Origin of the sequence: Veillonella criceti (genome assembly GCF_900460315.1) — a bacterium.
Taxonomy (GTDB): Bacteria; Bacillota; Negativicutes; order Veillonellales; family Veillonellaceae; genus Veillonella_A; species Veillonella_A criceti.
In genome coordinates this window covers 1,769,434-1,783,640 of record NZ_UHIO01000001.1, presented here as the reverse complement: position 1 = coordinate 1,783,640, position 14,207 = coordinate 1,769,434, and the positions used below count along the sequence as shown (strand labels likewise).

Genomic DNA, 14,207 nt, shown 5'->3' with positions numbered 1-14,207 from the left:
CCCTTTTTTTGCCCTTTTCTAATAAATACAGCTAGAAAAGCAATAATGAAGCGGTGTTCCCAAATTCCGCTCCATACAGCATTAACACAAGGGGCTGTAACGAAATGTGGATTTTATCCGGCATTTACGTTACAGCCCTTTTTTCTTTTTAACACCAAGACTTCTTTGAGATACTGATGTCTTCAAAGAAGTCTTGGTGTTAGTTTTTAGACGCACTTAAATAAGCTTTCAACAAAGCTATTTTAAATATAATTATGCAACGTTTTTTAATTTAAATAAACGCTGACCTAACCGGCCTTTTTGTATTCGGTTATGTAACTTCATTAGATTGAAACCAAACGCCATTAGTAAAAGATCTTTTTCCACATTATCTTTCCCTCGATGTCGAAAGCGTTTGTACATCATATCTTCTTTTAGTACACCGAATACGCCTTCAACTTGAATGGAGCGATTAACACGAAGCCGTGTTCCTAACGGGCTGTTAAAGACCTCATTGTTTTTTACTAGCATTGCTTGGTAATCTGTTGAAATATAAAGTGTTTTGTTACGTTTAGGTTGTACTCCATAATATGCTTTTTGGCACTGGTTACGTAATCCACAATAATTGCATGTTTCGCAACAGTAGACTCTACTTTCATAGACAAATCCTGTTTTACTTTTACTTTTTCTAATACGTTGAAAGTGTAATTTACGCCCTTTAGCGCAGGTAAAACTATCACTTACCTCATCATACGCCATATTTTCTGCACGACCTATGTCTTCGCGGTATCGTTTAGTCTTACTTCGTTCGTAGTTACTTGGTTTTATACATGTTTTGTAGTCATGTGCTAACAACCAAGATAAATTTTCATTACTGTCATAACCAGCATCCGCTACTATATATTGAAATTTCTGTTTGTACTGAGATTCTAATTGTTTCATAAACGGGATTAACGTCTTTGTATCTGTAGGATTAGGAAATACACCAACACCCACAATGTATTCACTATGAACGGCTAATTGCACATTATACGCAGGTTTTAATTGACCATTTAGCATATGGTCTTCTTTTAATCGCATAAAGGTAGCGTCAGCATCTGTTTTTGAATAACTATTTCGACTCCCTAATATTTGTAATGCTTCATCATACTCCATACGCTTGTTACGAATGGCTACACACTCTTCGAATAAGCGTTGTAATGTATGCTTACGCTTACCTGAACCATGTACAAATTGAATTTGTTGTCTAATAATTTCTTTCTCTAGATAGACTAAAAGTTCATCATTAGTCAATGATGTTACCTTATCACATTGAAGTTCAGTAGCCACTTTATCCTGTAGTATGTTTAACTTTTCTGGAAGTTTAGCCGCATGTTTTAGAATCGCTTTTTTCCATACAAAACTATATTTATTGGCATACGCTTCCCATTTAGTTCCATCAATAAATACTTCTGAAAAATCTATACTATCTACTTGGCTCAGTGTTTCAATTAGTTGTGTAAACAAATCTTGCAATACTTCAATAGTTAGTCGCTTGAAAAATCGATGAAATACCATATGTGAGGGTGTTGGATACCCCTGTAATAACCACATATAGTGAACATTTTTAGTACATTGTTCTGCAATTTTACGAACAGATACAATGCCTTCGGTCATGGCATATACATAGATTTTAAACAAAATAGATGGTGGTACTAAAGATTTTCTTCCTTTTGAAGAATAGAGATGCTGTAACTTTGTATAATCTAGTTCCTCCAATACAGCATCCAGTAATCTCACCGGCTCATTAGGTTCAATCCGAACGCCATAATCCAAAGATAAAACTACTTGGCGAAAACCTGAAATTTTAGTATAATTATCGTGTTGGATATGGTTTTTGTTCATAAATTAATTATACCAACAAAAAAGGCCCTTTGGGGCCTTTTTTCTTATATAAATATAGAAATAATGCGGTTCGAAGACACTTTTATATCTTCAAACCGCATTATTTATTTCAGGAGTTGTATTTCGTTACAGCCCCTTTTTATATTATCTAACAAATAGAAAAGAGGGTGTAGCATTAAATCATTTCGATTTTACGCTATAGCCCTCAAATATTAACTACTTAAATTTTAAGAAGTCTTATTTCACAGTCAATTTCCGATTCCAATGTTTTCGCTTTCGTTGCAATAAAGCATATTTACTACGATATACTATATTTTTAAGAACAATGGCAATCATAATAAACGTTGCGCCAATATATTCTTGTAGTCCTAATACTTCATGCAAGAATACATAGGCCAAAACGGCCGCAAAGACTGGTTCCATAGAATAAATAAGACCGATTTTAGATGGAGAAATATATCGTTGAGCAATCATTTGCATCAAAAAGCAAAATGCACTACACACGATAGCCAGTATAAGCACAGCACCCCATTGCTCATTTGTTTGTGGCAAACGAGGCGTTTCAAAAACAAACGAACTCAATAAACTCAGCACCCCAATAGCCGCAAATTGAATCATACTAATAAGAATACCATCTTTGCCTTTAGCTATATTACCTAGAATAATAATATAACTAGCATAACCAAAAGTGCCCCACAAGCAATATATAGCCCCTACATCTAGAGAAAAACCTTCTTTAACGGTGAATAAGATTAATCCTAAAAAAGCTAAGGCAATACTCAATACGGTTATTTTAGGTGGCCATTTTTTGCGCCATATCCCCTCAATAATAGGCACTAATACAACTGTCGTTGTTCCTAAAAAAGCAGCGGCCGAAGCCGTTGTAAGTTTAACCCCCGTAACAGTCCCAAACAACGAAATCCACACCAAAGCACCTAATCCGACGCCCTTATAAAATGTCGACCAAGTACACTGTTTGAATAGCTTAAAAAACACAATGCTCACGCAGATAAAAGCAATACAAAACCGCAACGCAATCAAATTAAATGGCTCTACACCTTCTAAAGCAATTTTCATTAACAAGTACGACGAACTCCACGCAAATGTTACAAATAACATTAACCCTTCAGCTTGTTTAACCGACATGTTAATCCTATCCTCCCACACAACGAGAATTATATACTCGCACTAGTATATACCCCTTAAAACATAAAGTAAATAGCGAATTTATCAAATTTCCAGTTCTTCTTTTTGTGCTTTCAAAGCAGGATCATCGGGCGTACCAATTAAGCGTCCATATAAAAAATGGTAACAAATAAAGGCCACTACCGCAACAATTGCCGTTAATACAAACATATTCGTGAAACCTATCAGCTCTTTAACCCCGCCTAATACATAGGGGCCAAAACCCAAACCAATATCAAGAGCAATAAAATAGGTAGAGGTAGCAATGCCAATCCGATGAAATGGCACCATTTTAACAACCACTGCCTGTCCGTTTGACATATACGTACCGTAGCCCAATCCCACAAAAAGAGCCGATAATAAAATCATCCAACTAGCCTGTGCAAATGCTAATAGCAAAATACCAATAGCCAATGAAATAAAGCAAGGATATAACACATAATTTTCGCCCTTGCGATCAAATATAAGACCTAAAGACGGACGAGTCAGCGTAATAATAATGGCATAGACTACAAAGAACCAAGTACCAGCTTGTACCATATCAATATCTCGTGTATACGACGCCATAAATCCTAAAATCCCCGAATAAGCAAATCCTACTAATATGGAAACTAAAGTAATAGAATTAACTCGTGGTTCTAAATAATCAGAAATGCGACGCCCTGATTCTTCTTTAATTAACGCGTCACTAAGCTTAGGTTCTTCAAACTCCATCAAAAAAGCCCCAACTACACATAGAATAACTAAGAACACACAAAGAGCAATAATCGTATTAAAATTCGTCACCGACAATAAGAAAATCCCTAAAAATGGACCAATAGCCGCAGCTAAACTTGTGCTCAAACCATAATAATTAATGCCTTCGCCACGACGTGTTTTAGGAATAACACTCGCTACAATAGTACTCGTAGCGGTAGAAGTGATCCCATAAGCAAAACCATTGATAAAACGAATCGTATCCAATACAAGTAAATTAGGAATATAAAAATACAAAATCGTTGAAATTAAATAGATTCCTAAGCCTACATATAATACCTTACGTCCACCTAATGTGCTTACAAAGCGCCCTGCAAATATACGCGCAACCACCGTACCAATAATATAAATTCCAACGGCCAAGCCCGCTTGACTTGAGGTAGCATGCAACGAATCTTTAGCCACAACAGCAATAATAACGATTAATAAATAATAAATCAAAAATACCAGTAAATTAATAACGGTGTCTAACACAAAGGGTAACGTCCATAACTTTTCTTTTCTAGCCTCCATAGCCTCAAGCATCTCCTTATACAAATAATCACTAACCTTGCTACAGTGGCTAATTATATAATTATTAATTTTTTATGTAAAATTGCAAAAGTTGAATTTTATTATAAATTTTTATAATATAGTTTTACGAACACTCCCCGTCTGACTGTATAATGACTTCATCCTCTTATTTATTCATATCTTTCACAACATATAGACTCTCAAATAACCAACTATCAAAATGAAAATATTTTATATAAGAAAAGTGGTGATAACGAAAATTCATTATCACCACGTTAATCATTATTAAAAAATCTATTTTATAAAACTTTAATGCATATCATTACACTAAATAGATTATAACCAATCAAAAATCAAGGTAAAATTCATACCGTATGTCAATTACAAAATAGACCGATAAATTTCTTCAATTTCAGCTTTACACATAAATCCTTGGTACACGCTCTGAAAAATCACAGAAAATTTCATACGGAATAGTTCCTACCAATGTAGCAATTTCAAGAACGGTAATACTTTCATCGCCTTGCGTACCAATAAGAACTACCTCATCACCAGGATGAACGGGTACACCTTCTGGCATAGCTACCATCAGTTGATCCATACAAACACGCCCCACGATGGGACATCGGTGTCCATGAATCAATACGGCCCCTCGATTTGACAAGCTCCGCGGATATCCATCCGCATACCCTACAGGAATTGTCGCCACCGTAGTCAAACGATCCGTAGTATAAGTTCCACCATAACCAATGCGCTCACCTGCTTTTAAATGCTGCACATGCACTACTTTACTATGCAAACTTAAAGCGGGGCGCAATCCTAAGCGATTAGGCACATCTAATGAAGGCATAATACCATATTGAATAATACCTGGCCGCGCATCAGTAAATAAGCTATCTTTTACAGATAATAGCCCCGCACTATTAGCCATAGAAAAACGAAACGGCTCGGAACGATGAGCGCGAATCATTTCCACCATATGACGGAATAACTCCGTTTGTTTATGCGCACTCGTTTTATCGGCTGCATCAGCACTCGCCATATGTGAGAAAAATCCATCAACACTAAGATGTGGATACGATTCTACTTCTTGCATAAAATCTAAAGCTCTATCTGGGTGTACACCAATTCGATGCATCCCCGTATCCACCGCAATACAACATTCAATAATCGTTTCATGGCGCGCTGCACAAGCGTCTAAGGCAGCCAAATCAGTCGATTCACAAATAGCAGGACGCGAATTGCTTTCAACAATTAAATCAAACGACTGCGGCAACGTAATCCCTAATAAATAAATAGGCACCATAATACCCGCCGCCCGCAAAGGCAAGGCCTCTTCGGGAAATGCAACCGCTAGCGATTCATAGCCTTCTTCTACTGCAATTCGACCGACCATAACACTACCATGGCCATAGCCATTCGCTTTAATAACAGCCGTACTCGTACTCCATTCCGGCAAACTATCTTTAATGCGACGCAAATTCTCACGAATAATCGCCGTATCTATTTCTAAGTGAGTAGGTCTCATAAGTCACCTCAATAAAAATTACTACCCTTTATTCTATACCTCAAGATGACTCTTTTCAAGCATAATCCAGCCAATAGATACATAAAAAAAATCACCAAATATACACTCTGTTCGCTTCCAAATTGTCATTTTTCATCAAAACACACTGTCAATACCTTGTATATTTTCACCTTCCAATACAAGCTATAAAAAACTTATATATAGTATATTTCCCAAGAAAATAGAGGTCTCGCTCATCTAATTTTAATTTTACAAAACTTTTACAAAGTGCTGACTATAAACTTTACAAACCTTATGTATACTGTGTATACAAACTAAATTGTAAATCTGTCCATCGATTAGGAGGCAATTCAATCATGAAATTCAAAAGTAAAGCTCTTACAGCAATGGTTATGGCAAGCGTATTAGCCTTGGGTTTAGCAGGATGCGGTAACAGCAGTTCAGCACCAGCAGACTCAAAACAAGCTTTAAAAGGTACCATTACTTCTTCTGGTTCTTCTGCATTGCTACCACTTGCTAAAGATGCAGCGGCTGAATTCAAAAAGAAACATCCTGATGTTTCTATCGTATTAAATGGTGGTGGTTCTGGTACAGGCTTAAAACAAGTATCTGATGGTACTGTTAACATTGGTAACTCCGACGTTCCAGCAGAAAGCAAATTACCTAAAGAAAAAGCTGCTGAATTAGTTGACCATAAAGTAGCCATTGTAACCGTAGCGGCTGTAGCTAACAAAGATGTAGCTAAAGCTGTACCAAATTTAACTAAACAACAATTGATTGACATTTTCACTGGCAAAGTAACTAACTGGAAAGACGTAGGCGGTCCTGATCAGAATGTAGTATTAGTAACTCGTCCTTCTACATCCGGTACTCGTGCCCTCTTCTCTGAATTTGCCCTTGATAAAAACCAAGAAGCATCTAACAAATCTTTAGAAACAGATGACTCTGGTGCTCTTATCCAAAGTATCTCCAGCACACCAGGCGCTATTGGTTATGTTGCCTTACCTTACCTTTTAAATAACTCAAGTGTAGCTGCTATCTCCATCGATGGCGTAGCACCAACCCTTGAAAATAGCTACAACGGTTCTTACAAAGTATGGGGCTTTGAACACATGTACACCAAAGGAAACCCTGATGCACTTCAAAAAGCATACCTAGACTTCATTATGTCTGAAGAATACGGTAAAGTATTAGAATCCAAAGGTTACGGTGTAGCCTCTAAAGTGAAAACGGAGAAATAATAGATGAACATTGAAAGCACGCTTCGCGCCGATAAAATATGGCGTTACGTAATTAAAGGTACAGGTTTCTTCTTGCTAGTCGTTACGGCAGCTATAGGGATTTTCTTACTCTATCGCGGCACCGGAACCTTTACACTTTACGGGCACAGTCTTTCAGAATTCCTATTTTCTACACAGTGGCAACCCGCCGATACACTCGACGGGGGTGGCCACGTTGGAGCCGGCATTTATATTGTCGGCTCTCTTATTACCTGTGCCTTAGCATTATTGATGGCTACGCCAGTCAGTATTGCTCTTGCCATTTATATGGCAGAAATCACCCCTAGCCTCGGCCGTAAATTCTGGCAACCAGTGATTGAAATTTTTGTAGGAATTCCTTCAATCATCTACGGTTGGTTAGGTCTTACCATTCTTGTTCCTTTTATTCAAAAGTACACCGATGCGCATAGCGGTTTCTCTGTATTAGCCGCATCCATCGTTTTAGCACTCATGATATTCCCAACCATTACTTCCGTAACGATGAATGCCATTAATAGTGTACCAAAAACATATCGTCAAGGCGCCTATGGTCTAGGTGCAACTCGTTGGGAAGTTATTTACAAAATCGTTTTACCAGTGGCTAAACATGGTATCTTAGCTGGCGTTGTCTTAGGTCTTGCTCGAGCTTTTGGGGAAGCCCTCGCCGTAGCTATGGTCATCGGCAAAATGAAAGCCTTCCCTAGCTCACTACTCGATCCTACTGTTAACCTTACCAGTGCTATCGCTGCTGATATGGGCGGTACTATGGAAGGTAGTGAATATAACATGGCCCTTTGGACTATGGCCCTATTACTCTTTGTCATTTCCTTACTATTCATCTTGCTAATTCGTTACATTACATCTAAAGGAGGCGCCCTCAGTGAGAGCAAGTAAAGCCATTCCCGCTCCTCGGCAGCGGGCCTTATCTACCGATAGATTCATCACGTTAGCCCTCCACGGCTTAGCTGGTGCCGTCTTACTCTTATTACTAGCCTTTGTAGGCCACATTGCGTGGAATGCTTTGAGTGATTTCAAGCTCGAACTCTTAGCTTTTTCCCCAACGGGCATTGGTAATCAGTTATTCAATACCATTTATTTAGTATTTTTAGCCTTAGTTATTAGTGTACCACTGGGTATCGGTGGTGGTATTTACATGGCTGAATATGCTACTGAAGGAAAAGCGCAGCGAATTATGCGTATTTCTATTGAAACCTTATCCTCCTTACCCTCCATCGTACTTGGTTTGTTTGGTTATCTCGTATTTATCATTATGACCAACTCCCAATGGAATTTATTTGCTGGGGCCTTAACTGTTTCAATCTTAACCTTACCGCTCATTGCTACCATCACGGAAGACGCACTTCGAGCCTTGCCACCATCTTATGCCAAAGGGAGTTATGGTCTAGGTGCTACTAAGTGGCAAACTATTAGCCGGGTATTATTACCGGCAGCCTTTCCAGCTATTATTACAGGGATTATCCTTGCAGCAGGTCGCGTATTTGGTGAAGCAGCGGCCCTCATGTTTACAGCTGGTATGAGCACTGATATTAACTGGGCAAGTACAGATATTACATCCCCTACTAATGCCTTCAACCCATTCCGTTCAGGTGAAACCTTAGCCTTACAAATTTGGGCTTCGCGCAGTGAGTCATTAGCCTCTGATGCAGAAGCTATGGCCAATTTAAGTGCCCTTTTACTATTAGCCCTTGTATTCACATTTAGTATTGGTGCTCGCGCTCTTAGCCGTCACCTTAATCGTAAAAACTTAGGAGAGAATAAATAATGGAAATTTCTGAAGTAGTAATGCCTAATCCACAAGTACTTGTTAACACACAAGTAAAGGCCGTTGCTAATGAAGGTCTAGGCAATGCCTTCACCGTAGAAAATCTTGATTTTTTCTATGGTTCCTACCACGCTTTAAAAAATATCAACATGGACATCAAAAAGAATGAAATCACCGCTTTAATCGGACCATCTGGTTGCGGTAAATCCACATTCTTACGTATTTTAAATCGCATGAACGATTTAGAAGGCGATGTAACCGTTAAAGGTAAAATTTTATTAGAAGGAGAAGACATTTATGCTGATATGGAGCCTATCGTCCTTCGCCACCGCGTAGGTATGGTATTCCAACAGCCTAATCCATTCCCTCAAAGTCTATATGATAATGTAGCTTTTGGACCTCGTTTACAAGGTATCACTAAAGCAAGCGAACTTGATGAATTAGTTGAAACTAGCTTAACCCAAGCCTCCTTATGGAACGAAGTAAAAGATCGCTTACATAAAAGTGCGCTTAGTTTATCCGGTGGTCAACAGCAACGCCTTTGCATTGCTCGTACATTAGCTACACGTCCTGATGTAATTCTTATGGACGAACCAACTAGTGCGCTAGATCCTATCTCTACCGCTAAAATTGAAGAATTGGCTTTAGAACTAAAAGAAAACTATACTATCGTCATTGTTACACACAATATGCAACAAGCTGCTCGTATTTCTGATAAAACAGCTTTCTTCTTAATGGGAGATTTGATAGAATATAATAAAACAAAGACTATCTTTACCGAACCAGCACAGCCAAAAACGGCAGACTACATTAACGGTCGCTTCGGTTAATGACTCCCCCGGAACGAACTCAATGCAGTTCGTTCCTTTTTTAACTTAACAAGGAGAATTACTATGAAACAAACCCACCCTTTAATCTATTGTGTAGAAGACGAAGACAGTATCCGGGGTCTTATCTCCTATGTGTTAAACGGGCAGGGCTTTGAGGTCGGCACCTTCGAGTCGAGCAGTCCTTTTTGGGCAGCCTTAGAAGAACGCCGACCTCAACTTGTCTTACTCGATATTATGCTTGAAGGGGAGGATGGCTTATCCATCTTGCACAAACTACGTGAACGCCCTGATACGGAAGATCTCCCTATTATTATGATTACGGCCAAAACTTCTGAAATTGATGTAGTCCAAGGTCTGGATGGTGGTGCAGATGATTATATTTCAAAACCGTTCGGCGTAGTGGAACTCGTTTCACGAATTAAAGCCCTATTACGTCGCACCAGGCCAGTTGCACCGCCACCAAAATCAACACTGACCTGTGGTAACTTAGTGCTCGATAAAGATAGCCGTATCGTGACGCTCGATGGACAACCTATCAGTTTAACGCTCAAAGAATATGAACTGCTTCTCTACTTTATGGAAAATACAGGGATTGCTTTATCCCGTGAACGCATCATGGAAGTTGTCTGGGGCTTTTCTTACGAAGGCGAATCTCGTACTGTAGATATGCATGTGGTTACATTGCGTCAACATCTAGGATCAGCTGGCCGTCACCTTAAAACCGTTCGTGGTATCGGTTACCGCTGGGAGGCTTCCCTATGAGACAAAAGTTTTTCCGTGCACTCTTTGGCCTAGGTATGCTCAGTCTTGTAGTTAGTACCGTTATCTTAAGCTATCTATTCTACAATAATTGGAAAGCTGACTTTCGCACAGTGCTGTATACAGAAGGTAAAATTATCGCCTCTACAGGCACTCTCACACCAGCTCATTTAGAAGCGATTACTAATGCAACTAATAATACCCTACGAATCACTTGGATTTCCTATGAAGGCAAAGTTCTCTACGATTCGTCCCATGATGCGGAAACTATGGATAACCATTTACAACGCCCTGAAATAGCCCAAGCCATCTTAACTGGCGAAGGTAGTGACATTCGTGACTCGGCCACCTTGCATTCAATTAGCTACTATGAAGCCTTGCGTATGCCCGACAATTCAATTCTCCGGGTCTCTCGCAATGGCTCCACTGTCTACAAAGTAATCATTGATGCCGCTCCAGGCCTTTTAACCCTCTTTGTCCTCATGTCAGGGGGCTGTTATTTATTGGCTCGTCGTTGGACGGCCGATGCCATTTATCCAATTGAAGAAATTGTAAAAGCCTGGACTTCTCATGGTGATACCAAATTAGTTATTGATGAAGCCTATAATGAAATTACCCCTTTGCTATCACGACTATCGTTTCAGAAAAATGAACTGGAAGCGATGATTGTTCGTCTCCAAGCTGAAAAAAATACCCTCCGTTCTATTATGGAGGAAATGGCCGAAGGTTTATTATTGGCGGAATTAGATGGCACAATCATCACCTATAATGAACATTTAAAAGAATTTTTAAATCATAAGTCCGAATTACACGGTGAGTCCTTATTACTTCTATCTGATGATGTAGATTGGCGTAAACATGTAATTAATGCTATGCGCAAACATCAAGGTGGGGAGTATCTCTTACACAAAGATAATCAACACTTCCACATTGTGTTCCATATTACAGAGGACGATCGGTATAAAGGTCGTCTACTGATCATCATTTCAGACATTACACAAAGTTATCTAGAGCAACAGCGACGGCATGAGTTTACCTCTAATGTATCCCATGAATTAAAGACTCCACTCACCACAATTAGTGGCTACGCTGAAATTCTCGCCAAAGGTATGTATCCTAATAAGGAAGAAGCCACAGTGCTCGGCGGTCATATCCATACAGCGGCCCTTCATATGCAAGAGCTCATCGATACAATTTTAAAACTCTCTCGTATTGAAGACGGTGTGTCAGAAGTATTATTTGAAAGAACCTCCCTTCGTTCTATTATAAACACAGCTTGGCAACAATTAGCGACCAAACGGCAAGGCAAAAATATTACCCTTGCCATGACAGGTAGCAGCCCTGTATTTTTAATGTCACCAAAACTCGTTGAAGAGGTATTTATCAATCTCTTTGACAATGCAATTAAATTTAGTCGTGGCATAGACAACCATATTACTGTTCACATGGACTTAAAAGAAGGCTTCCATATTGTTAACATTACCGATGAAGGTGTGGGCATTCCTAAAGACAAACAAAGTCGTATATTTGAGCGTTTCTATCAAGCTGACCCAAGCCGTAACAGTAAACGAGAAGGTAGTGGCCTAGGACTTGCTTTAGTAAAACACATCATGGAAATCCATAGCGGTTCTGTAGCCGTGAAAAGTGAACCTGGTGAAGGGACTACCTTTACACTCCGCTTTAAAAACACAGAAAAATAAGAAACTTATCTTACCATACCTTGTGAGTAATCAGAAGTGATTTTCAGCTTCATAATTCGAGTATGCCTTATTCTCATATAACCCCCTGATTGTGCGGGCTATTATGCAAAATTTATACGGTGAAATATAATTTTATCATGATTTTTCTTTATTTTAATTATGCGATTATGATATTATTAATATAGAGACACAATCTAAAAGGGGGTTATCTTATGTATGAAAGATTAGCAAGTTTACAACCAGTTATCTTGGCTGGTCATAACAGTTCCCGCATGGGCTATAACAAAGTATTTGCCAAATTTGGCGATCAAACATTAATTGAAACGATTTATACCATGCTAGCATTTTCCTTTGAAAAGGATCCCATTATTGTAACTGATAATAAGACCCTCTTCGACCGTTTTGAACCACTAAAAGACGCAAATGTAGTCGAAGATAAGTATCCTGGTCATAATACCTTAGGTGCTGTTGCTACAGCGTTTGATTATTGTGATGCGGACAACCTCTTCGTAATTGGCGTTGATATGCCATTCTTATCACTAGTTGTGCTAGATCGTATGGTAGAAAGCCAAGGTGTGGCGCAAGTTGTAGTCCCTATGCTCAATGGCAAAGATATTTGCTTGCACGCTATTTATAATCGTCAACTCTTGCCGATTATGAAAGAAAAAATCGAAGCTGGTGAAAAGCTTCTACATTCCTTCTACAAAGAAGTACCATTACTTCAACTACCATTGAAAGAAAATACGTTAGAAGCAGATATTTTCATTGATATCAACACACCAGAAGATTTAGAGTATGCTCAAGAATACTTCCATAAGATTCATGAAATCGATACAGAAAAAGTACTTGTACATAAGCCAGAAGAATAAATAAAATAAAACAGCCAACGGATTCTCATCACATACATTGTTAGCCGTACATAGCCTAACAATGCGAGAATTCGTTGGCTGTTTTTTATAGTCTTTATGACACTCGTTTAGTGCCCCTTAATTTACCTATTTTTAATTTATTTTGCTTAGCTGCTTCTTTAATCGTATCTGGATGGCAATACAATGATTTTTGCAAAACTTCGCGAAGCCAACTACGCTTTATACGCGTACCGATAAAAATTCCTTTCGCTTCAAGTTCAGTCACTTCTGATGGATGATTAAAGCCCGTCACTGAATAGGTACCATTAACTACACTAAACTGTAGCCATACATCGCCATTACCAATAGGTAAAAAGCCTTTGGCCCGTACAATATCGCCAAATACACCAGCCGTAAGACCTTGTAAAAACAGGATTAGCTCTTGCTCATAACGCAATGAAATTGATGTTAGAGCCACACTATCCACCGTTTCATCAGCTACACTGGGCTCATTCTTAACAGAGGTATTCTCTATCATACGATCCTCTAATGGGGCTGAGCCCTCTTCAGACTGATTCGATGAACTAACTAATAAAGGCCGTTCTAATAGCATAGCCCACCAACTATCAGGTTGTTTGCTGTAATGTAAACTACTAATATCACTCGTTCTATTAATAGTTCGAATCCGTGCCTCTATTTCAGTCAACTCGGCCTCACTAGCACCCTCTAATTTTGACACAATCACAGTGCCCGCAGCCTGAATTTGATCCATGCAAAGCTCCGGAAACTTTGCCAATGTCTGTTCAAAATGACTACCATCAACGATAGTTAACGGTTCTAAAAGGCTTATCCGCTCGTATTCAATTTGGCTAATATTCTCTAAAAGCTTACTTAATTCGCCGACACCAGTTGGTTCTACCAAAAGAATTTCAGGATCAATCGTATTAGCGATTGTCAAAATTGATGAGGCAAAGTCAGCTTTACGCGTACAACAAATACAGCCTTCGGTCATTTCCCATATATTTATGGAACCATCAGATTGTTCTAATAAATCCCCATCGACACCGATAGCACCGTATTCATTTTCCATAATAGCAAAATCACGCTTTGTTCGTTTCACAAGTTCCTGAATAAACGTAGTCTTGCCAGCTCCTAAAAAACCAGATATGACTAAAATTTTCAT

12 protein-coding genes are annotated in these 14,207 nt (G+C 38.9%); 7 read left to right on the top strand and 5 right to left on the bottom strand.

Translation table 11 applies throughout. From position 1 onward, the window contains the following. Positions 1–252 precede the first annotated feature (252 nt). The 4 genes from DYE54_RS07925 to alr form a co-directional block, all read right to left on the bottom strand. Positions 253–1,794 carry an IS1182 family transposase gene (locus tag DYE54_RS07925; RefSeq protein ID WP_245935709.1) on the bottom strand — a complete coding sequence of 514 codons (1,542 nt, stop codon included), beginning with the start codon at positions 1,792–1,794 and terminating at the stop codon, positions 253–255. 306 nt (positions 1,795–2,100) lie between these two features. Further along, positions 2,101–3,009, bottom strand: coding sequence for a DMT family transporter (locus DYE54_RS07920; protein ID WP_115310729.1), 909 nt, complete (start codon positions 3,007–3,009; stop codon positions 2,101–2,103). A gap of 84 nt (positions 3,010–3,093) precedes the next feature. Further along, positions 3,094–4,317, bottom strand: coding sequence for an MFS transporter (locus DYE54_RS07915; protein ID WP_245935708.1), 1,224 nt, complete (start codon positions 4,315–4,317; stop codon positions 3,094–3,096). Positions 4,318–4,735: 418 nt separating this feature from the next. Continuing rightward, a complete protein-coding gene (gene alr / locus DYE54_RS07910) occupies positions 4,736–5,845 on the bottom strand; it encodes an alanine racemase (RefSeq protein ID WP_115310728.1) in 1,110 nt (369 codons plus the stop codon). A 356-nt stretch (positions 5,846–6,201) separates the two neighbouring features. Between alr and DYE54_RS07905 the strand changes: the two genes are divergently transcribed. From DYE54_RS07905 to mobA, 7 genes are all read left to right on the top strand, one after another. Next, complete coding sequence (locus tag DYE54_RS07905) at positions 6,202–7,086, top strand: phosphate ABC transporter substrate-binding protein (protein WP_115310727.1); 885 nt, start codon at positions 6,202–6,204, stop codon at positions 7,084–7,086. Between the two features lie 3 nt (positions 7,087–7,089). Continuing rightward, positions 7,090–7,998, top strand: a complete 909-nt coding sequence (pstC, locus tag DYE54_RS07900) for a phosphate ABC transporter permease subunit PstC (RefSeq protein ID WP_115310726.1) — start codon at positions 7,090–7,092, stop codon at positions 7,996–7,998. Next, positions 7,985–8,887: a phosphate ABC transporter permease PstA gene (pstA, locus tag DYE54_RS07895; protein WP_115310725.1), complete on the top strand. Its 903-nt coding sequence runs from the start codon at positions 7,985–7,987 to the stop codon at positions 8,885–8,887. Before pstC ends, pstA begins: the two co-directional genes overlap by 14 nt. Then, positions 8,887–9,717: a phosphate ABC transporter ATP-binding protein PstB gene (gene pstB, locus DYE54_RS07890; RefSeq protein WP_115310724.1), complete on the top strand. Its 831-nt coding sequence runs from the start codon at positions 8,887–8,889 to the stop codon at positions 9,715–9,717. Before pstA ends, pstB begins: the two co-directional genes overlap by 1 nt. 63 nt (positions 9,718–9,780) lie before the next feature. Then, on the top strand, positions 9,781–10,479 hold the full coding sequence (locus DYE54_RS07885; RefSeq protein WP_115310723.1) for a response regulator: 699 nt from the start codon (positions 9,781–9,783) through the stop codon (positions 10,477–10,479). Then, entirely contained in the window at positions 10,476–12,176 is a 1,701-nt protein-coding gene (locus DYE54_RS07880) for a sensor histidine kinase (protein ID WP_115310722.1), read from the top strand. The genes DYE54_RS07885 and DYE54_RS07880 overlap by 4 nt, the downstream gene beginning before the upstream one ends. Before the next feature lie 212 nt (positions 12,177–12,388). Further along, a complete protein-coding gene (mobA, locus tag DYE54_RS07875; RefSeq protein WP_115310721.1) occupies positions 12,389–13,045 on the top strand; it encodes a molybdenum cofactor guanylyltransferase in 657 nt (218 codons plus the stop codon). 94 nt (positions 13,046–13,139) lie between these two features. Here the strand turns inward: mobA and DYE54_RS07870 are convergent, their stop codons facing one another. After that, positions 13,140–14,207 (bottom strand): CobW family GTP-binding protein, encoded by a 1,068-nt coding sequence (locus DYE54_RS07870; protein ID WP_115310720.1) that lies wholly within the window; start codon positions 14,205–14,207, stop codon positions 13,140–13,142.

Excerpts from the sequence above, each read along its gene's own strand:
- DYE54_RS07905 (WP_115310727.1), top strand. The coding sequence starts at position 6,202 with ATGAAATTCAAAAGTAAAGCTCTTACAGCAATGGTTATGGCAAGCGTA.
- pstB (WP_115310724.1), top strand. The coding sequence starts at position 8,887 with ATGGAAATTTCTGAAGTAGTAATGCCTAATCCACAAGTACTTGTTAAC.
- pstC (WP_115310726.1), top strand. The coding sequence starts at position 7,090 with ATGAACATTGAAAGCACGCTTCGCGCCGATAAAATATGGCGTTACGTA.
- DYE54_RS07880 (WP_115310722.1), top strand. The coding sequence starts at position 10,476 with ATGAGACAAAAGTTTTTCCGTGCACTCTTTGGCCTAGGTATGCTCAGT.
- DYE54_RS07915 (WP_245935708.1), bottom strand. The coding sequence starts at position 4,317 with ATGGAGGCTAGAAAAGAAAAGTTATGGACGTTACCCTTTGTGTTAGAC.
- alr (WP_115310728.1), bottom strand. The coding sequence starts at position 5,845 with ATGAGACCTACTCACTTAGAAATAGATACGGCGATTATTCGTGAGAAT.
- DYE54_RS07920 (WP_115310729.1), bottom strand. The coding sequence starts at position 3,009 with ATGTCGGTTAAACAAGCTGAAGGGTTAATGTTATTTGTAACATTTGCG.
- DYE54_RS07870 (WP_115310720.1), bottom strand. The coding sequence starts at position 14,207 with ATGAAAATTTTAGTCATATCTGGTTTTTTAGGAGCTGGCAAGACTACG.
- mobA (WP_115310721.1), top strand. The coding sequence starts at position 12,389 with ATGTATGAAAGATTAGCAAGTTTACAACCAGTTATCTTGGCTGGTCAT.
- DYE54_RS07885 (WP_115310723.1), top strand. The coding sequence starts at position 9,781 with ATGAAACAAACCCACCCTTTAATCTATTGTGTAGAAGACGAAGACAGT.